Annotated in this window: 20 protein-coding genes and 1 tRNA gene; 14 read left to right on the plus strand and 7 right to left on the minus strand. The window is 65.4% G+C overall.

Going from position 1 to position 18158, the window contains the following annotated elements; genetic code table 11:
- Positions 1-24 precede the first annotated feature (24 nt).
- Positions 25-618, plus strand: a complete 594-nt coding sequence (locus tag J2X58_RS02155; protein ID WP_310046191.1) for a hypothetical protein — start codon at positions 25-27, stop codon at positions 616-618.
- 62 nt (positions 619-680) lie between these two features.
- Here J2X58_RS02155 and J2X58_RS02160 read toward each other — a convergent pair whose 3' ends face one another.
- The 4 genes from J2X58_RS02160 to J2X58_RS02175 all read right to left on the minus strand — a co-directional run bounded on the left by J2X58_RS02160 (position 681) and on the right by J2X58_RS02175 (position 3344).
- Positions 681-1658: a hypothetical protein gene (locus J2X58_RS02160; RefSeq protein WP_310046193.1), complete on the minus strand. Its 978-nt coding sequence runs from the start codon at positions 1656-1658 to the stop codon at positions 681-683.
- Positions 1659-1736: 78 nt separating this feature from the next.
- A complete protein-coding gene (locus J2X58_RS02165; RefSeq protein WP_310046195.1) occupies positions 1737-2690 on the minus strand; it encodes a hypothetical protein in 954 nt (317 codons plus the stop codon).
- A gap of 227 nt (positions 2691-2917) precedes the next feature.
- Positions 2918-3241 (minus strand): ferredoxin FdxA, encoded by a 324-nt coding sequence (gene fdxA, locus J2X58_RS02170; protein ID WP_090054336.1) that lies wholly within the window; start codon positions 3239-3241, stop codon positions 2918-2920.
- Positions 3242-3268: 27 nt separating this feature from the next.
- A tRNA-Glu gene (locus J2X58_RS02175) sits at positions 3269-3344 on the minus strand.
- Between the two features lie 184 nt (positions 3345-3528).
- On the opposite strand from J2X58_RS02175, the gene pcnB reads away from it, so the two are divergent.
- From pcnB to J2X58_RS02215, 8 genes are all read left to right on the plus strand, one after another.
- Positions 3529-4893: a polynucleotide adenylyltransferase PcnB gene (pcnB, locus tag J2X58_RS02180; protein WP_310046196.1), complete on the plus strand. Its 1365-nt coding sequence runs from the start codon at positions 3529-3531 to the stop codon at positions 4891-4893.
- Complete coding sequence (folK, locus tag J2X58_RS02185; protein ID WP_090054333.1) at positions 4890-5375, plus strand: 2-amino-4-hydroxy-6-hydroxymethyldihydropteridine diphosphokinase; 486 nt, start codon at positions 4890-4892, stop codon at positions 5373-5375. The genes pcnB and folK overlap by 4 nt, the downstream gene beginning before the upstream one ends.
- Before the next feature lie 58 nt (positions 5376-5433).
- The gene (locus J2X58_RS02190; RefSeq protein ID WP_310046198.1) at positions 5434-6519 is read left to right on the plus strand and encodes a GlcNAc-transferase family protein; all 1086 of its coding nucleotides are present in this window, start codon (positions 5434-5436) and stop codon (positions 6517-6519) included.
- Between the two features lie 55 nt (positions 6520-6574).
- Positions 6575-7402 (plus strand): 3-methyl-2-oxobutanoate hydroxymethyltransferase, encoded by an 828-nt coding sequence (gene panB / locus J2X58_RS02195; RefSeq protein ID WP_090177735.1) that lies wholly within the window; start codon positions 6575-6577, stop codon positions 7400-7402.
- A 10-nt stretch (positions 7403-7412) separates the two neighbouring features.
- Positions 7413-8258 (plus strand): pantoate--beta-alanine ligase, encoded by an 846-nt coding sequence (gene panC, locus J2X58_RS02200; RefSeq protein ID WP_310046199.1) that lies wholly within the window; start codon positions 7413-7415, stop codon positions 8256-8258.
- Positions 8259-8395: 137 nt separating this feature from the next.
- Positions 8396-8776, plus strand: a complete 381-nt coding sequence (panD, locus tag J2X58_RS02205) for an aspartate 1-decarboxylase (protein ID WP_090054324.1) — start codon at positions 8396-8398, stop codon at positions 8774-8776.
- Between the two features lie 129 nt (positions 8777-8905).
- Entirely contained in the window at positions 8906-10540 is a 1635-nt protein-coding gene (gene pgi, locus J2X58_RS02210) for a glucose-6-phosphate isomerase (RefSeq protein WP_310046200.1), read from the plus strand.
- 184 nt (positions 10541-10724) lie between these two features.
- On the plus strand, positions 10725-11600 hold the full coding sequence (locus tag J2X58_RS02215; RefSeq protein WP_310046202.1) for a hypothetical protein: 876 nt from the start codon (positions 10725-10727) through the stop codon (positions 11598-11600).
- A gap of 297 nt (positions 11601-11897) precedes the next feature.
- Here J2X58_RS02215 and J2X58_RS02220 read toward each other — a convergent pair whose 3' ends face one another.
- Entirely contained in the window at positions 11898-12104 is a 207-nt protein-coding gene (locus J2X58_RS02220; RefSeq protein WP_310046204.1) for a hypothetical protein, read from the minus strand.
- 163 nt (positions 12105-12267) lie between these two features.
- On the opposite strand from J2X58_RS02220, the gene J2X58_RS02225 reads away from it, so the two are divergent.
- The 5 genes from J2X58_RS02225 (at position 12268) to J2X58_RS02245 (ending at position 15623) form a co-directional block, all read left to right on the plus strand.
- Positions 12268-13518 carry a hypothetical protein gene (locus J2X58_RS02225; RefSeq protein ID WP_310046206.1) on the plus strand — a complete coding sequence of 417 codons (1251 nt, stop codon included), beginning with the start codon at positions 12268-12270 and terminating at the stop codon, positions 13516-13518.
- Positions 13518-13991 (plus strand): hypothetical protein, encoded by a 474-nt coding sequence (locus J2X58_RS02230; RefSeq protein ID WP_310046208.1) that lies wholly within the window; start codon positions 13518-13520, stop codon positions 13989-13991. The genes J2X58_RS02225 and J2X58_RS02230 overlap by 1 nt, the downstream gene beginning before the upstream one ends.
- Positions 13992-14017: 26 nt before the next feature.
- On the plus strand, positions 14018-14227 hold the full coding sequence (locus J2X58_RS02235; protein ID WP_310046210.1) for an MbcA/ParS/Xre antitoxin family protein: 210 nt from the start codon (positions 14018-14020) through the stop codon (positions 14225-14227).
- A 74-nt stretch (positions 14228-14301) separates the two neighbouring features.
- Positions 14302-14565, plus strand: coding sequence for a hypothetical protein (locus J2X58_RS02240; RefSeq protein ID WP_310046211.1), 264 nt, complete (start codon positions 14302-14304; stop codon positions 14563-14565).
- Between the two features lie 701 nt (positions 14566-15266).
- Positions 15267-15623, plus strand: a complete 357-nt coding sequence (locus tag J2X58_RS02245; protein WP_310046213.1) for a hypothetical protein — start codon at positions 15267-15269, stop codon at positions 15621-15623.
- On the opposite strand, the gene J2X58_RS02250 is transcribed toward J2X58_RS02245, so the two are convergent.
- Together J2X58_RS02250 and parE are read right to left on the minus strand one after the other, a co-directional pair.
- Complete coding sequence (locus J2X58_RS02250; protein ID WP_090054305.1) at positions 15613-16086, minus strand: lytic transglycosylase domain-containing protein; 474 nt, start codon at positions 16084-16086, stop codon at positions 15613-15615. The two genes, J2X58_RS02245 and J2X58_RS02250, sit on opposite strands and share 11 nt — an antisense overlap.
- Positions 16087-16194: 108 nt before the next feature.
- Positions 16195-18084, minus strand: a complete 1890-nt coding sequence (gene parE / locus J2X58_RS02255) for a DNA topoisomerase IV subunit B (protein WP_090054303.1) — start codon at positions 18082-18084, stop codon at positions 16195-16197.
- Positions 18085-18158 lie beyond the last annotated feature (74 nt).

Raw genomic sequence — 18158 nt, forward strand, 5'->3', positions numbered from 1 at the left:
TCTTCCCAACGGAACCGAAAGTTCATGAAGAAAACCTCGTACGCGCTGGTCGTCCCGGCACTGCTCCTCTCCGTCCTGGTCGTTTCCGGTTGCGGCGCGTTCCGCTCCAAGAAGGATTGGGAAAGGGCGCAGCAGGAAGCTCCGCTGGAGATCCCGCCGGGCCTCGATACCCCGTCGACCAGCGCCGCGCTCGTGATTCCCGATGTCGGTTCCGGTGCTGCCGGTGGCGCGTCGACCGCTCCGGCGGCCGCACCCGTCTCGGACGGCTTCGTGCTCGCCGACGACGCCGATGCCGCCTACCGCCGCATCGGCGAACTGCTGAGCGTCGGCGACCTGGGCAAGGTCACCGCCCATGACGACGCGACGCACACCTATCAGCTGGCCGTGAACCGCGGCAAGCCGGAAGGCCGCCCGGGCCTGTTCCGTCGCATGTTCGGCGGCGGCAAGAATGCGCCGCAGGATGCCGGCAACGGTTCCTCGGCGACGCAGGGCGGCACGCATGCGGTCTTGCTCACGATCAACGCCAGCGGCACGGGGAGCGAAGTGCGCGCACAGGGCGATGCCGATGGCGTGCGTCGCGTGATCGACGCGCTGAAGTCGCGCATGGGTAGCAAGTAAGCGACGCGTCGTTCGTCGCGCGACGAAAACGCCGCCTTCGGGCGGCGTTTTCGCGTCAGGGGTCATGGAATGTCGGGGTTCTGGTCCGATGGTTCGTAGTGGAAGGTCGCGCGTGCGTCGATCGATTCGGGCATGTCGAAGCGAATGATCGGCAGCCACTTGCCGGACGCCTCGCGGAAATCGGCCTGATCGAGGCGGGCGCTGTCGCGTCCGGATGTTCCGGACTGGTAGAAGAAGGCCTCCAGCGGGATCGTCGTGTGGATGTCCTGCGGCCACTGGCGGATGAGCAACTCGTTCCACTGGTTGAACGACGTGTCGCCAAGGCCGCGGATGGTGTCGATGAACATCGTGAAGTTCGCCGCGGTGTTCGCGTCGCCGATCGCGACAGGGATGCTGCACGAATACGCGTAGGGCGGCTCCGCCCGATAGTGCTCCACGTAGGCGGCAGCGGAATCGACCCCTATTTCGAAGCAGGGTGCGCTGGTGTCTGGATAACTGACATGCGCGCCGCAGCCGTTCCGGTCGCGGCGATCCGTCTGCGCATCGATCGGGTAGACGCATACGACCTCCATCTTGTGGTACGGATCGAGACGCGCCGCGCGGTCCGCGTAGAACAACGGGATCAGAACGAAACCGTGGGTGTAGCGGGCGAGAAAGAGGCTATGGAACTGCGCATCGTGTCGCAGCCATGAGAAAGACACCGTGCCCTTCGGGTTGTTGGGGTTCGGATTCCAGGCGTGATAGTCCGGGCTGTACACCGTGGCCCGGAACAGTATTCCCGAGCAAAGGACCACGGGGCGGTTCGGTCCGCCGCAATCGATCTGCGAGTCGTCGTAACGCTCTTGGAGATCGGTGGCGATTTTCTCGCCATAGGCATCGTCCTGGCTCACCGGCTCGTCGCCGTTGGCTCGCACCCAGCCGGGGTGAACTCGCTCGGCCGCGTGCCGGGGCAGGCAGCCCGACGTGGCAAGGGCGGTGACGAGGATGGCGAGCAGTAGCGGCGTCGCCGACCACAGCGAGCGGAAGCGCTTCCGTGACATGACTCCTCCCTGAGTATCGTCTCGTCCGATCGGGCGTCCGTGCCCTCGGCGCGTTTCCGGCGCGCCGCCCTGGCCGGATCACGGGATCGCCTGATCGGATTCGTGGTACTCGAAATGGGCTTCGCCGTTCGGCTCCCGCGGAAGGGTGACGCGGATGATGGGTCGCCAGATGCCTTTGCTGGTGACATAGAAGTCGTTCTGGTCGCCTTTCGAGTCCAGATGCCCATCCGTCCCGGCGAGGAAGATGAAGGACTCCAGCGGTATGGTCTTTTCCAGTCCGGTTTCCCACGTGGCGATGATGGCCTCGTCCTGACTTTCGAAGAACGCCCCGCGGTAGAGGTGCTGGACGTGCATCGCCTCCTTGAACAGGGCCGCCGAATTCGAGGTGCCGCTCACCATCGTGAATCCGCACGACTGATCGCGCTTGCTCGTCCCGGCGGGCGCGTCGTTGTAGTCTGCGAGCCACGCCGCACCGGTCAGGATCGGCGGATCCTTCTGCTGGCAAGGCACGCTTTCGGTCGGATGGTCGCGGTGCGGTCCGCAGCCGGCATCCGAGCGCAGGTCCGTGGCGCCGTCCATGGGGAAGTAGCACAGCACTTCCATCTCGAACTTGCCCTGGGGCAGGTGGAAGACCGGCCACACCGTGAACCCATGGTTGTAGCCGTACGCAAGCTTTATGTACGACGCGTCCCGACGAAGGAACGAGAATGAAACGCCACCCGGTTTGGTGCTGTTCGGGTTGGGATTCCAGGCATGGTAGGCCTCGCTGAATTTCCCCGTGCCTCGCAGCAGGATGCCGCTGCACAGGAAGACCGGCGTTCGCGGTCCGTCACAACTGGCGTTCAGTGGATCGCTGTCCAGCACGGCATCGAAACGTGCCTGCATCGCCGCCGCGGTGGCCTCTCCCTCAGCCGTGTGCGCGGCGCGCACCTCCTCCGACGGCGTCCGTCGCGGGTTCACGGCGCATCCCGCGGACGCGATGCAGAGCCCGAACAGAAATATGCGAGCGATCCGGTAAGTGGGCGAATTCATCGTGGCCTCCTGGCGGACGAACTTCCTTGCGGGTGCGGGTCGGCGGCTGGCGGTTCAGACGCTGCCACCCACCGACCTCCGTCCCGGGGGAGCGGATCCAAACCCCGGTGACTGCGCGCAGCTTCGCGCAGGAGCCCTCATGACCCAATAGCCCCTACGGTGTAGGGTGCTCATAAGCGGCCAGGGTACGAACGGGAGAGGGGGCGAATATCAGCCCGCGAGGAGCATCAGCGCTGCAGCAGGTCGATCTTGCCCGGCTTGTTTTCCCATTCTTTGGAATCCGGCAAGCCGTCCTTGCGCTCGGTGATCACCGGCCACTCCTTCGAGAGTTCGGCGTTAAGCGCCACGAACGACTCCTGGCCCGCGGGGACGTCGTCCTCGGGGTAGATCGCGTTGATGGGGCATTCCGGTTCGCAGAGGGTGCAGTCGATGCACTCGTCCGGATTGATCACGAGGAAGTTGGGGCCCTCGTGGAAGGCGTCCACCGGGCAGACCTCGACGCAGTCCGTGTATTTGCACTTGATGCAGTTGTCGGTAACGACAAAGGTCATGCGAACGGTTCGGCGCCGGGGTAAAGATGGCGCTCCCTACGAGGTTCGAACTCGTGTTCCCGCCTTGAGAGGGCGGTGTCCTGGACCACTAGACGAAGGGAGCGGGTCGTACTGGATGTACGGAGCGCGCTAGTATATCCAAATTCGGACGCTCGGCAACGGTTTTGCACGCCGCTCGTCGAATTGGGTCGAATTCGTTACATTTGGCCCATTCATCCCGACACCGGCCGTCCGGTGGGGGCAGCCACTTGAACGGGCGCCGGAGCGCTCGCCAGGATCCCGACCGCTTGAATCCCGAAACCAGGAGTGAGCTCTCGCCGGCAGTGCGTATCATCCCGCGCGATCAGCACTCCATTTCCCGCAAGAACATCAGCAAGGCCGCCCTGCGCGTGCTGTATCGCCTGCACGACGCCGGTTTCGCCGCGTACCTCGTCGGCGGCGCGGTGCGCGACCTGCTGCTGGGCGGGCATCCGAAGGACTTCGATGTGGCGACCAACGCCACGCCGGACGAAGTGAAAGGGCTGTTCCGCAACTGCCGCCTGATCGGCCGGCGTTTCCGTCTCGCCCACGTCGTGTTCGGGCCCGAGATCATCGAGGTCGCCACCTTCCGCGGCACGGGGGAAGACAACGGCGAGGGCGACCGCCACATCGTCGAGGGCCGGATCGTCCGCGACAACATCTGGGGCACGATCGAGGAAGACGCGGTACGCCGCGATTTCCGCGTCAACGCGCTGTATTACGACATCGCCGACTTCAGCGTGCGCGACTACGTCGGCGGCATGCAGGATCTCGAAGACAGCACGATGCGCCTGATCGGCGACCCGGAAACGCGTTATCGCGAAGATCCGGTCCGCATGCTCCGCGCCGCGCGTCTCGCGGCGAAGCTCGGCTTCACCATCGACCCGGAGACCGCCGCCCCGTTCGCCACGCTGGGCCACCTGCTGGGTGAGGCGGCGCCTGCGCGCCTGTTCGACGAATCGCTCAAGCTGTTCCTTGCCGGTCACGGCCTGAAGAGCTTCAAGATGCTCGAGGCCTGCGGGCTGCTCAGGTTCCTTTTCCCGGCGACGGCCCGCGCCCTCGAGCGTGGCGATCACGCGTTGCGCGCGCTGGTCGAGCAGGGTCTGGCGAACACCGACGCGCGGATCGCCGAGGGCAAGTCCGTCACCCCGGCCTTCCTGTATGCCGTGCTGCTGTGGGGCGAAGTGCGCGATCAGGCGCATGGCTGGATCGCACAGGGTTACGACGCGAACGAGGCATGGCAGCGCGCCGCGGTGCACGTCGTCGGCGAGCAGTGCCAGCGCGTCGCCATCCCGCGTCGTTTCACCTTCACGATGGAAGAGATCTGGGCGCTGCAGCCACGCTTCGAGCAGATCCATCGCAAGCGTGTCTTCCGCCTCATGTCGCACCCGCGTTTCCGTGCGGCTTTCGATTTCCTGCTCCTGCGCGCGCACGAGTCGGCGCGCATGCGCGAGCTCGGCGAGTGGTGGGCGCATGCCCAGCAGCTCCCGCCCGAGATGCTCGCCGCCGCCCTCGGCGGCGGTGGCGTCCCGCCCCACGAAGCGGCGCCCGCGGCCGGCGGCGCTCCGGCTCGCAAGCGCCGCCGGCGGCGCAAGCCGGCCGGACGCGGCAAGGGCGACTCGGGCGGCGCGTGAGCGTTCGCGCGTTCATCGGGCTGGGTGGCAATCTCGGCGATACCCGGGACATCCTTGAAGCAGCCATCGCGCGGCTCGACGAGCACCCGGACATCACAGTGCTGGCGCGCTCGCGGTTCTACCGGACGCCACCCTGGGGTCCGGTGCCGCAGCCGGATTTCGTCAATGCCGCCATCGCGGTCGACACCTCGCTGCCGCCTCACGACCTGCTCGACGTGCTTCTCGCCACGGAGCGCGCGTTCGGCAGGGTGCGCGACGGCGAGCGCTGGGGGCCGCGCACGCTCGACCTCGACCTGCTCGTTTATGGAGACGCCCGGATCCACGACGAACGGCTCACCGTGCCACATCCGCGCATGGCCGAACGCGCCTTCGTGCTGCTTCCGCTGGCCGATCTCGATGCGGACTTTGTCGTGGACGGACAGCGGACTGTGTCCCTGTTGCTGGAAACGCTCGATACCCGCGATTGCACGGTGCTTCCTTAAGCCGGACAACGCGGCGTAGCATCGTCTCCGACGCCAGGACGGCGATCGATGGACACTCATGGACGGGGAGCGCTACGACACGATCTTCGTGCAGATTCCCGCGTATCGGGATCCCGAACTCGTCCCGACGCTGGTCGACCTGATCGAGAAGGCGCAGGCGCCACGACGCCTTCGCGTGGGCGTGTGCTGGCAGCATGACGAGGGGGAGGGGGCGGAGCTGTTCTCCCACGCCGGCTTCAGGGTCGACACAGGCGTGCTGGGTGGACGCCTGCATCATCGCCTCGCCCTGCGCGGCGCATCGGTGAGGGTCTTCGACTACGCCATGGGCGAGTCGCGTGGGTGCGGCTGGGCCCGCGCGATCGCGCAGCAGGCGTTCCGCGACGAAGCCTATACGCTGCAGCTCGATTCCCATCATCGGTTCGCGCCGGATTGGGACGCCGAACTCATCGCGCAGCTGGAGGCGCTGCGCGAGCGCAGTCTCCGGCCGGTGCTCGTGGCGCACCCGCCGGCGTACGAGCCCGGCCAGCCGGTGCCCGGGCGATGCGAGGAGGGTTACCAGATCGATTTCGTCGCCTTCGGCGGCCCCGGCGTGGTCGCGACGCGATCCACGACCATCATGTATCCGCCCGGTCCACCGGCACCGATCCGCGCGCGCTTCTTCAGCGGCGGATTCGCGTTCGCCGACGGAAGTTTCGTCCGCGACGTCCCCGCCGATCCCGATCACTACTTCAACACCGAGGAGATCACGCTCGCCGTCCGCGCCTATACCCAAGGGTACGATCTGTTCCACCCCCACCGCCACGTCGTCTGGCACTACTACGGCCGGCCGACGGCTCCGAAGGTCTGGGAAGATCAGGCGGCGGCGTTGGCGCGCGGCGAAACGACGCTCGACGGAGCGAAACTCGGCATGCGGGCACTGGCCGACGCCCGGCAGGCGCTGGGTATGGAGGGCATCCCCCGAGTGGTCCACTGGATGGGCCGGCGGCGCAGCCTCCACGACTACGAACGCTTCGCGGGGCTCAGCTTCGCCCGTCGCGCGGCCACCGCGGAGGCGCTTTGCCACATCGAGCCCCGCGACGACGACCTGCGGCTGGACGAGGCGGCCTGGGTGGCCCGGCTTCTGCCGGCTCCGCGAATTCCTTGAGATACCGCTCAGACAGGGGGACAATTCCGGTTTCACCCAACAAGGCGACTTGAGCGTGTACGTCGAAAATACGAGTGCGCCGGCGCGCAAGCCGGTGACCGTGCCGGGCCTGAAGGCGATGAAAGCCGACGGCCGGAAGATCGTGATGCTCACCGCCTACGACGCGAGTTTCGCCGCGCAACTGGAAGCCGCCGGGGTCGACGTGGCCCTCGTGGGCGATTCGCTCGGCATGGTGGTGCAGGGGCGTTCGAGCACGTTGCCCGTCACGGTCGACGACATGGTCTACCACACCGCCGCCGCGGCCCGCGGCCTGTCCGCGACGCTGCTGGTGGCGGACCTGCCCTTCATGAGCGACCGCGACGTCCCGTCCGCCCTGGCCGCCGCGACGCGGCTCGTGGCCGAAGGCGGTGCCGCCATGGTCAAGATCGAGGGCGCGGGCCGGATCTGCGAGGTGATCTCGGCGCTGGCCGAACGCGACATCCCGGTCTGCGCGCACCTGGGCCTGACGCCGCAGTCGGTCAACAAGTTCGGCGGCTACAAGGTGCAGGGCAAGACGCAGGAAGCGGCCGAAAAGCTGCTGGCCGACGCGAAGGCCGTCGAGGCCGCCGGCGCCGACCTGCTCGTGCTCGAATGCGTGCCCTCGGCGCTCGCCGCGCGCATCACCGCGGAGCTTTCGATCCCGACCATCGGCATCGGCGCCGGCGTCGATTGCGACGGCCAGGTGCTGGTGGTCTACGACCTGCTGGGCCTGACCCCGGGCAAGCGACCGAAGTTCTCCAAGGACTTCCTCGCCGGACGCGATTCCATCCAGGGCGCCATCGGCGCCTATGTCGGCGACGTGCGCGAGAAGCGTTTTCCCGCCGCCGAGCACAGCTTCACCTGAGGGCAGCACGATGCAGACCGTCACCGACGCCGCGGCCCTCCGGGCCACCATCCGCGGCTGGCGCAGCGCCGGCCAGAACGTCGGCTTCGTGCCGACCATGGGCAACCTGCACGCGGGTCACCACTCGCTGCTGAAACTCGCCCGTGCCCGTGCCGATCGCGTGGTCGCGAGCGTCTTCGTCAACCCGACGCAGTTCGGCCCGGGCGAGGATTTCGAGCGCTACCCCCGCACTCTCGCGCAGGACCAGGCGGGGCTGGCCGAAGCCGGGTGCGACATCCTCTTCGCGCCCGAGGTGGCCACCATGTACCCGTTCGGGCCGGCCGCCAGCGTCAGCATCCACGTGCCGGTGATCACCGATACGCTGGAAGGCGCCCATCGCCCCGGCCATTTCGACGGCGTGGCGACGGTCGTCGCCAAGCTCTTCAGCCTGGTCCAGCCGGACATCGCCGTGTTCGGCCAGAAGGATTTCCAGCAGCTGAAGGTGATCGAGCGGATGGTCGCCGACCTCTCGCTCTCGGTGAAGGTGATGTCCGCGCCGACCCTGCGCGACGAGGACGGCCTGGCCATGAGTTCTCGCAACCAGTACCTGTCGCCGCAGGAGCGGGCGAGGGCGCCGCAGATCTACGCCACGCTGACCCAGATGCGCGAGCTGTTCCGCCAGGGGCACGCCTGGCAGGCGCTCGAGCAGGCCGCCAGGGCGCGCCTGGAGCGGGCGGGGTTCGCGCCCGACTACGTCGCGATCCGGCGCGCCGACGACCTGGGCGAACCGGCCGGCGACGAGCGCGAAGGCCTGGTGGCCCTGGTCGCGGCCCGGCTCGGTTCGACGCGGTTGATCGACAACCTGCCGCTCGACTGAATCCCTTCACGAACGGGGACTTGCGTTTCCCGGCGCCGTCCCCCATAAAGCGCACCGACGGAAGGAGCCCACGCGACGGACGGGCCTGCCTCCGTTAGAATGGGCGTTTTTGCAACCCGCACACCCCAGAGACCGCCATGCACCTCAACATGCTCAAGTGCAAGATCCACCGGGCCACGGTGACTCACGCCGAGCTGAACTACGAAGGTTCGATCGCCATCGACGGCAACCTGCTCGACGCCGCGGGCATCCGCGAGTACGAACAGATCCACGCGTGGAACATCAACAATGGCGAACGCTTCGTCACGTACGCGCTGCGTGCGGATGAGGGCTCGGGCATCATCTCGGTGAACGGCAGCGCGGCCCGCCGCGTCTCGACGGGCGACCTCGTGATCATCGCCGCGTTCGTCGGCCTCTCGGAAGCCGAGATGGCGAAGTACCAGCCGGACCTCGTGTACGTCGATGCGAACAACCGCATCACCCACACGAACCACTCGATCCCGAAGCAGGCGGCGTAACGCCTGCTTTCGCGCGGCGGGCGGCAAGAAGCCACCCGCCGCCGGTCCGAAGGCGTCATCCATACAATCCACTTACGCTGCACTGCGGTACCATGGCCGCTTCCCCTCCGTTGCAGCCACGTGGAAGCCATGGAATCAAAGCACGCACCGTTGCCCTCGTTCGCAGAGCACGCCGCCCGTCTCGCAAAGACCCATCTTCGCGCCCTCGTCCAGGACGAAGCGCGCGGTGAACGCCTGCGTCGTCGCGTCGGCCCCATCCTCCTCGACATCACGCGTCAGAAGCTCGACATCGCGGCGCTGGACGCCGTCGGCGCCTACATCGACGGCACCGGCTGGAAGGCCGCCCGCGATGCGATGTTCGAAGGCAAGCACATCAACACCTCCGAAGATCGCGCCGTGCTGCATACCGCGCTGCGTGGTGGTGCGTCGCGTCATCCCGCCGCGCCGGCCGATGTCCGCAAGGACGTCGCCGACGCCCTGGACAAGCTCGAGCAGCTCGTCAACGCGGTGCACAAGGGCGAGGGCGAGTCGGTCGGCCTGATCGGCGGCGTCACGGACGTCGTCAACATCGGCATCGGCGGATCGGACCTCGGCCCGCGTCTCGCGGTGCACGCGCTCGAGCAGTTCCACGTCAAGGGCATCACGAGCCACTTCCTCACCAACGTCGACGGCCAGGCCGCCAACGACCTGATGAAGAAACTCGATCCCACGCGCACGCTGGTGATCCTCGTTTCCAAGAGCTTCAACACGCAGGAGACCCTCCTCAACGGCGGCGTCTTCCGCAACTGGATCCTCAAGGCGAACGGCGGCGACGAGGCGAAGACCTCGAAGCACTTCATCGCCGTGAGCTCGAACGTCGAGGCCGTCAACAAGTGGGGCGCCTCGCAGGTGCTGCCGATGTGGGATTACGTCGGCGGCCGTTTCTCGCTCTGGTCCGCGGTGGGCGCCTCGATCGCGTTCTCCATCGGCATGCAGGGCTTCCGCGATCTGCTGGCCGGCGCCGCGGAGGCCGACGATCACTTCCGCACGGCGGAGTGGCAGGACAACGTGCCGGTGCTCCTGGCCATCGCGGAGTTCTGGAACCGTAACATCCTCGGGCGCAGCAGCCGCGCCGTCGTTCCGTACGTCGATTACCTCGCCGACCTCCCGTCGTACCTGCAGCAGCTGGAGATGGAAAGCCTCGGCAAGCACGTGCATCCGGACGATGGCAGCGAAGTCGCGCAGTCGACGGTGCCCGTGGTCTGGGGCAGCATCGGCACGAACGCGCAGCACGCCTACTTCCAGGCGCTGCACCAGGGCACCGACACCGTGCCGCTGGAGTTCATCGGCGTGGTGAAGCCGGCGCATCCGCTACGCGAGAACCAGGACGTCCTGCTTTCGAACCTGCTCGCGCAGGCCGCCGCGCTTTCGCTCGGCAAGACGTTCGAGGAAGCACTCGCCGAAGCGAAGACGGGTACGGAAACCGAGCGTCGCGCGCTCGCCGCGCAGCGCACGTTCAAGGGCGATCGTCCGAGCACGGTCTTCATGCTCGATGCGCTGACCCCGCATTCGCTCGGCGCGCTGATCGCCCTCTACGAGCACAAGGTGTTCATGCTCGGTCACCTGTGGGGCATCAACGCGTTCGACCAGTGGGGCGTGGAGCTCGGCAAGGTGATCGCCAAGCAGATCTATCCGTCCCTCGCGAACGACAAGGATCCCGGCGACCTGTCGCAGTTCGACGGCGCCACGCAGGGTCTCATCAAGGCGATTCGCGACCGCCGCTGACACTGTTTGTCCTGCACGAGAAAAAACCGGCTTCGGCCGGTTTTTTTTTGTGCGGTCGACGCATGCCGCGCCGGCGTTGGATAGTGTGCCAACTTGCGGCGGCACCTCGCGGGAAGTGAGAGGCGCGCTGCTAGGATGCGCGCGGCCAATGAGGCCGGACTCACATTCCAGGGAGGAATGATTCATGCGCCACCTGCATCCCCGTTCGCTGCTGCCGCTCGCCGCAGCCTTGCTTTTCCCCTTCCACGTCCTCGCGTCGGCGACCTCGCCGGAGGCTTTTCCACGTACGAACGCCGCCAGCATGTCGACGCGCGACGGCCAGGCCGTCGCCGCGGAACTGCAACGCCGTTACGACGACCTGCGAGAAGACTGTGGCTCGCCGACGGCCGCGCCCGTCGAATGCTCCGGCGTGCTCCTGCGGGCGACCGCATGGAAGCCCGGCGAGCACTCGTGGCTCGCTCCGGGCCGACCGGCGGGCGTCTCGTTCTCGTGGCTGCGCCAGGATGCGAACTTCACCGGCGCGTATGCCGTGAACGGTTTCATCGTGCATCCGGCGCAGGTCGCGGCTGCGCTGGGCTATGCGCCCCTCGTTTCCCGTTGCGTCTATTACATCAACGCGGTGACCAGCGGTGAGACGGTCGACCGTTGCCGCACGCAGTGCGACGAGTGGGGCGTGATGACCGCCGAGCAGTTCGTCGAGCGCTTCCCCGTGCAGACCTACGGTTGCGCCTTCCGCGCGGTCGCGCGTCCATTGATGGAGGACCGGCCGGCCCACGCCTGGATGCAGATGGTCGGGGTGCGGCGCATCTATGCCTACGGGGGCATCGACGAGGTGATCGTGGCTCCGTATGACGACGTCGGTGACGCCATGCCCGTCGAAGCGTTCTTCTATTACGTCGATTCGCTCGGCAGCGGTCTCGACAGTGCGCAGAAAGACCAGGTCGACTTCCGCGAGACGGTCGGGCGGTGGGTCCCGCTCATCCGCTGGATGCCGGCGCCTGCCGTCGGCGAGAGAGCGACATTCGAATTCATCGAGGCCGATCAGGCCATCGCCGAGTGAATGGAAAGACGACGCGTCTATTGATGGCGTCGTGAAAGGAACAGGCGTCAGCGGCCCGCACCGCGCGTCGCCGTGCAACAAGAGAAATCGGCTTCGGCCGGTTTCTTTCTTCATGCCGGAATGACGCCTGACGCCTACGCCCATGGCGGATCGCCAACGAGCGCCATTGATGGAAGGTGCAACTGGCAGCGATATACCACGCACGGGTGGGCCATGATGAAACCCGAGCAAGATGACGAGCCATGAGCGCTTTGCCTGGACTTTTCGCCGAGGGTAACAAACGAGACATGTTTTCCTTCAGTGTCGAGTCTGGCCTGACAGGTAATCGGACAGCAGGAAATGGGTCATGTTTGCGTCGGGCGCTGCCGACGTGTTCTCTGGCTCGCCAAGGTTGCTCAGCAGTTTTTCGATGTGATCGCGGACGGCGGCGCCGGATTCACGGCTGCGCGCCGTTTCGAGGCGCCGACGGGCTGAGACGGGATCGCCCTCCAGCAGGTGCAGCATCGCCGCGCAACGTGCGGCGACCTCCTTCGCCTCGGGTGCGTCGAGCGCGGCCGTCTACGGGAATTTCTCGCAGAACTGGCAGAACATCGCGACCAATGCGGCGGGTAACACGATTGGCAATACGATCGCTAGCACCCTCAGAAGTCGGTCGGACTTCAGTCGCGTGGACCCGCAAGCGCGCCGCGATATGCTCGATGAGATGGACGCCGAAGCGTTCCGGTTCTCGGGTACAGGAACCTCGCAGCTGCCTGTGGCGGGCGACATCGTTCCGCCGCTTGACCTATCGGGCGGGGCCAGTGAGTCCGAGATCGAACTCTCGACGGCCGGGGAAAGGCCGTTCGCGAGCTATGCGGCACGGTATTTCAACTACGTTGATTCCTATGCGGCTGATCGGAACGGCGGTCAGGCTACCGGGCTGAATTTCACCTATACGTTCCGGGCGCCCGACGAGCAACGCGCGCTGATGACCAACCTGGCGCTTACCGAGCCGCCCCCGGAGCAAGGCACCGCAATCGATCGACTTCTGATTGGTGGGACCAAATGGTTCGAAGGTCTTCGCGAACAATCGCGGGGGAACATCGGAAACTCTAGCTCTGCAGTCGAGGCAGCGTTCAACTCGGGCGTCTATGCAGTCAATTCGCTCACCTCGGCGGTTGTCGGTGGAGCCGTGGCGGGCGGACGAATCTTCACTAACGGCGGGGTAAGAAACCAGTTCCTTCAAGGTATGGGGGTGCTCGTCACGACCGATCCTCGAACGACGGCATCGGTCGCATGGGATCACTGGCGCGAAATGTCGACGGAAGACCAGTTGATAGCTGCAGGTTCGGCGCTTGTGACCCTGGGGGCCGGAGCGACGAAGGCCGGTGAGTTGGGGGCTGTAGCGAGAGAGGTGCGGTTACTTGATGAGGTCAGTGATACACGTCGGTTAACTCTAGAGCCTACATCGGGTATCGTTCCAGACACAGAAGATGCTTTGACTGCAGGCGCTGATGTTCGTGTAAGTAGTCGACCCCAGTGGCTGCAGCGCCTTGATGCCGGAAATGATTTCAACACGGAACGCGCATCGGCCTACCCGTATAACGAGGTTTACGTCAATAAGGCGGATGGCTTGGGTTACTATCGGCTGGACTCGTATGATCCGGCTGCGGGTGAGATCGTATCGCGCAAATTCACTCAGCTGTCGGATGTGCAAGAGAACACCGCTGTTCGTTATATCAACGAGATTTCAGCGAAGTACCCGGTCAACGGCGTCATAGCTGATGTTCCGTCGAGTGGTGATCTATCCGGACAGTTGTTGCGCGGTCAGTATTACCTAGAGGTACCGGTGCAAGCTCGCCCAATTCCTCAGCCGGTATTGGATGCTGCTAACCGGCAGGGCGTTTTGATTCGTGACATTAATGGCAGGGTGTACTGATGAGTAGGCAGGTTTTCTATTGCAAATCTTGGTTCCGTGCCAAGAAGCGCCCGACTGAGCTTTGGTCGGAAGCGGATGCGAAGGCTGCTCACGAAAGTGGGCAGGCTTACGTTGCGCTTGTGGACTCGATAGAGCGCCCCTTTTGTTTTCTCGAGATCACGCAAAAGGCCGTGGGTGTTGGCTTTCTCGACGAGTTCCTTCGCGAATCCTTGTCGTACGACTTTCAAGAAGTCGAGCCGGGGGTGTTATTTTTGACCATGGGCACTCATCGAGAATTTGAGGGCGATACTGATACGGTGGTTAGTGGCTCGTCCTACATCTTTAGTCGCGATGGCCAGGTTCGGATTAGGAGAGAGTTTTTCAATTCGCACCGTCTCGAAACGGCCTCGTCATCTGCAGATGTGAGCGCAAATTACGCGCCGGTGCCTGTGTTTGGTAGGTATGAGGATCTTATCCGCGTGGAGCGCGGCTGAACCCTTTGTCGACCAGGTCCGTGATCATGATGACCGATGTCGAAATGGCCGACGGCAAGAGCCGAGTCATCGCTGCTGTAGAAGCAATATCGGGCGATCGCGATAAAGCGGTTGCCTGGCTGCAGGAACCGATTGCGACGTTCGGCGGCAAGACTCCTTTAGAGCTTGTCGCCGAAGGCCGCACCGATGACCTGCTGGGCTACATCCAATCCTTCGAGTCCGGCTACGTTGGTTGAGCCGATGGCCCACGACGAGCACGTGACATCGGTAGCGCGATGATCCGCTACCGATGTCACGCACGGAGAAGTTGATGAGCTATGCCACCGACGATGCCGACATGTCGAGCGCCCGCGAGATCCTCTACCTGTGCCGTGGCAAGCTCCTGGGCGAGGTCCATCAGGAGAAGTCGTGCAGCCAGCCCGATGCGCGGCGCCTGGCCGACCTGGAAGGTATGCTTGACCAATTGCGTGACGATATCCGCGCCGTCCAGGCAGGCGACCGTGCCGTGATCACGCGCGCCCAGGTGCTCTACGGCCGGCTGGTCCGTGCGTGGTACGCACCGGCACCTCACTGACCGTTTGCATCATCGCTGCCCCGGTATGGTCACTGAAGCAGAGGTCCATTCTTTAGAGAATCTTCGCGGAATCCCTAAGGGTGCTAACTCCGAGCTACACCTCAGTCAGATGCAACCGAAGCTGCGCTGCGAGATGCAGATTTTGCCCTGGACTTCACTGTGAGTTTTGACGGCGTCGAACTCGTATACGTGGATATGGGAACTGCAGGTAGGCCAATCGTTTACTCGCTGCGACACTTGATCGCAGATCGGGTCACGCCGGCCGACAGCGCGTGCTTCGGCAATCCTGTGGGGTTCGACGAACATACCGTGTCATCCCTCGCTGTCTATGCCTGCTGCCTGGCCAATTCTTGTCAGGACGTGTTGGCGGGGGCGATCCTAGCTACGGCGGGAAGCGTGGGCGATTGGACCGGCTAGCGAACGTCTCCGCGCGGCTCTGGCCCTGGGCTCGCACGTGCGACGAGACTGAGTGCTTTCGGGGAAGGCGGCGGGGGTTCCAAGAGTGCATTCGACTTCGCCCGGGAAAAGACCTGCTGCGGCAAACGTCTGTCAGTGGCGCCTCCGGAAGGCGGGCCGTTCACTGCATCGACGTTGCCTTGGGGGGCAGTCCCGGGCGCAATGGGTGCTCTCTGCGCCAGCGTGCGCTCTATACTTACCGCAATCTCCCTGTCCACGCCCCCTCCAGCCATGACGACATTCGCATGACGGACATCACCCGCACTTCGCGACTGCTCGATGACCTGCGTCTTCGGGTCAAGGCGGACCGAGGGGCGTCCGCAGCGGCGCCTACCGTAAAGACGCCGGCGGCGTCGGCCGGCGAGCCGCGTGGCGGTTCGGTGTCCCCGTTGGCCAGGGTCCGGCGTCTCCACGATGCCGGGGTGTCGGATGAGAAGGTGCTGGTCGGTCGCCTCGTCGAGGGACTGATGCTGGAGGAGTTCGGCGAGAACGCCCAGGGTGCCGACTTTCAGTTTGTCCTGAGCCAGGTAGTGCAGGCGCTCGAGCAGGATGCCGAGGCTTGGGCGCTCTGTCGCGCCTGCGTTGCCGAGGCTATCGGCTGACAGGCGCGCGTAGCGTGGGGTCGAGCACGCCCCAGCGGGCGAGCACCGAGCGGATAGCGTTGGCATAGGCCGCCCCGAGAGCCGGCGTTTCCGAATGATAGGCGGCCACCGCGCGCCAGGTGTTGCCGTATTTGTCGATCTTCCGGCGCAGGTAATAGGCGCCAATGTAGGCGTTGGTACAGCCGTCGCGGAGGTGGGTCGGCCGTATGCCGTAGCCCGCAAGCTCGCCGAAGTGCACCGAATTGATGCCCATCACGCCGACGTCGACGCTTCCATTGAGATTGCGGTTGAGCGTGGCCGGGCGCATGCGGGATTCGTGATAGGCGATGGCCCGGAGCACCAGCGGGTCGACGCGCTGGTACCGTGCGGCGTCGTCGATGCAGTCCGCGAACGCGCCCGTCGGCAGTATCGCGACGCCGACAAGTAGCCCGAAAACAGCAATCCGAAGGTTGCGCAGATCCATGGTCGCATCCCCTTGCTCGCGGCGTCCCTCGCCGATCTTAGCGTCTCCCGGCGCTGGCGGTCGCCGGACACTCAGGGGAGGGGTCTCTGCCGGGACAGAGGCGTACCGTCAGACCTCGAGGGTCGCCAGGTCGCCCTTGTCTTCGAGCCACTGCTTGCGATCGCCGGCGCGCTTCTTCGCCAGCAGCATGTCCATGAGTTTCTGCGTGCCGTCGTCCGGATCGACCGTGAGCTGCACGAGGCGGCGCGTGTCGGGATGGATGGTCGACTCGCGCAGCTGGGCGGGGTTCATCTCGCCGAGGCCCTTGAAGCGCGTGACCGAGACGGCGCCCTTCATCTTTTCGCGCTCGACTTTCTCCAGCATCAGGCGCTTTTCTTCCTCGTCCAGGCAGTAGAACACCTGCTTGCCCACGTCGACGCGGAACAGCGGCGGCATGGCGACGAACACGTGGCCCTCGCGGACCAGCGCCGGGAAGTGACGGAGGAACAGCGCGGAGAGCAGCGTGGCGATGTGCAGGCCGTCCGAGTCGGCGTCGGCGAGGATCACCACCTTGCCGTAGCGCAGGCCGGTGAGGTCATCCTTGCCGGGATCGCAACCGATCGCCACCGCGAGGTCGTGCACTTCCTGCGAGGCGAGCACCGCGCCGGATTCGACTTCCCAGGTGTTGAGGATCTTGCCGCGCAAGGGGAGGATCGCCTGGAAATCCTTGTCGCGGGCCTGCTTCGCGGAACCGCCCGCGGAATCGCCTTCGACGAGGAAGAGCTCGGTGCGCGTGAGGTCGGTCGCCGCGCAATCGGCGAGCTTGCCGGGCAGGGCGGGTCCCTGGGTGATCTTCTTGCGCACGACCTGCTTGGCCGCCTTCAGGCGCGCGCTCGCGCGCTCAATCGCCAGCTGGGCGATCTTCTCGCCGAGGTCGACGTGCTGGTTGAGCCAGAGGCTGAACGCGTCGTGCACCACGCCCTCGACGATGCCGGCGGCGTTGCGCGAGGACAGGCGTTCCTTCGTCTGGCCGGCGAACTGGGCGTCCTGCAGCTTGATGCTCAGCACGAACGCGAGACGCTCCCAGACGTCTTCCGGTGCCAGCTTCACGCCGCGCGGCAGCAGGTTGCGCAGGTCGCAGAATTCGCGGATGGCGTTGGTCAGGCCGGAGCGCAGGCCGTTCACGTGCGTGCCGCCCTGGGCCGTCGGGATGAGGTTGACGTAGCTCTCCTGCACCAGCTCGCCTTCGGGCAGCCAGGCCAGCGCGACGTCGACCGCGTCGGTTTCGCGCGCGAAGTGCTTGACGAAGAGATCGGCGGGTAGCGCCTCGGCGCCCTGCAGTTCGCCGCGCAGGTAATCGGGCAGGCCGTCCTCGAAATACCACTCGGTCGTCTCGCCGGTGGACTCGTCGAGCAGGCGCACCGTCAGGCCCGCGCAGAGTACGGCCTTGGCGCGGAGCAGGTGCTTCAGGCGCGAGACGAGGATCTTCGGCGTGTCGAAGTATTTCGGATCGGGCCAGAAGCGCAGCGTCGTGCCGGTCTTCTTCTTGGGCACGCTGCCGATGACTTCGAGCTCGCTGGCGCGGTCGCCGTTGGCGAAGCTCATGCGGTATTCCTGCGCGTCGCGACGGATCGTGACGTCGACGCGCGTCGACAGCGCGTTGACCACCGAGACGCCGACGCCGTGCAGGCCGCCCGAGAACGCGTAGTTCTTGTTCGAGAACTTGCCGCCCGCGTGCAGGCGCGTGAGGATCAGCTCGACGCCCGGCACCTTCTCTTCCGGGTGGATGTCGACCGGCATGCCGCGACCGTCGTCGGTGACTTCGACCGAGCCGTCGTTGAACACGGTGACCTCGATCGTCTTCGCGTGACCGGCGAGCGCCTCGTCGACCGAGTTGTCGATGACCTCCTGCGCGAGATGGTTCGGCCGCGCGGTGTCCGTGTACATGCCGGGACGGCGCTTGACGGGGTCGAGACCGCTGAGGACTTCGATGTCTGAGGCGTTGTAGCGAGTATTCATGAGGTATCGAGGCCGTTCGTAGCCGGGCAGGATGGGGTTTGCGGACCGGAATGGTCAAGCCTGCGGCGTCGTCG

Origin of the sequence: Luteibacter sp. 3190, assembly GCF_031456385.1 — a bacterium.
Taxonomy (GTDB): domain Bacteria; phylum Pseudomonadota; class Gammaproteobacteria; order Xanthomonadales; family Rhodanobacteraceae; genus Luteibacter.

Bases quoted from the DNA above. Each gene is read 5' to 3' on its own strand.
- J2X58_RS02215 (WP_310046202.1), top strand. From the start codon at position 10,725: ATGCGCCACCTGCATCCCCGTTCGCTGCTGCCGCTCGCCGCAGCCTTG.
- J2X58_RS02220 (WP_310046204.1), bottom strand. From the start codon at position 12,104: ATGCTGCACCTGCTGGAGGGCGATCCCGTCTCAGCCCGTCGGCGCCTC.
- parE (WP_090054303.1), bottom strand. From the start codon at position 18,084: ATGAATACTCGCTACAACGCCTCAGACATCGAAGTCCTCAGCGGTCTC.
- J2X58_RS02240 (WP_310046211.1), top strand. From the start codon at position 14,302: ATGAGCTATGCCACCGACGATGCCGACATGTCGAGCGCCCGCGAGATC.
- J2X58_RS02250 (WP_090054305.1), bottom strand. From the start codon at position 16,086: ATGGATCTGCGCAACCTTCGGATTGCTGTTTTCGGGCTACTTGTCGGC.
- J2X58_RS02245 (WP_310046213.1), top strand. From the start codon at position 15,267: ATGACGGACATCACCCGCACTTCGCGACTGCTCGATGACCTGCGTCTT.
- J2X58_RS02230 (WP_310046208.1), top strand. From the start codon at position 13,518: ATGAGTAGGCAGGTTTTCTATTGCAAATCTTGGTTCCGTGCCAAGAAG.
- pgi (WP_310046200.1), top strand. From the start codon at position 8,906: ATGGAATCAAAGCACGCACCGTTGCCCTCGTTCGCAGAGCACGCCGCC.
- J2X58_RS02190 (WP_310046198.1), top strand. From the start codon at position 5,434: ATGGACGGGGAGCGCTACGACACGATCTTCGTGCAGATTCCCGCGTAT.
- panD (WP_090054324.1), top strand. From the start codon at position 8,396: ATGCACCTCAACATGCTCAAGTGCAAGATCCACCGGGCCACGGTGACT.
- J2X58_RS02165 (WP_310046195.1), bottom strand. From the start codon at position 2,690: ATGAATTCGCCCACTTACCGGATCGCTCGCATATTTCTGTTCGGGCTC.
- J2X58_RS02235 (WP_310046210.1), top strand. From the start codon at position 14,018: ATGATGACCGATGTCGAAATGGCCGACGGCAAGAGCCGAGTCATCGCT.
- panC (WP_310046199.1), top strand. From the start codon at position 7,413: ATGCAGACCGTCACCGACGCCGCGGCCCTCCGGGCCACCATCCGCGGC.
- J2X58_RS02160 (WP_310046193.1), bottom strand. From the start codon at position 1,658: ATGTCACGGAAGCGCTTCCGCTCGCTGTGGTCGGCGACGCCGCTACTG.
- J2X58_RS02155 (WP_310046191.1), top strand. From the start codon at position 25: ATGAAGAAAACCTCGTACGCGCTGGTCGTCCCGGCACTGCTCCTCTCC.
- fdxA (WP_090054336.1), bottom strand. From the start codon at position 3,241: ATGACCTTTGTCGTTACCGACAACTGCATCAAGTGCAAATACACGGAC.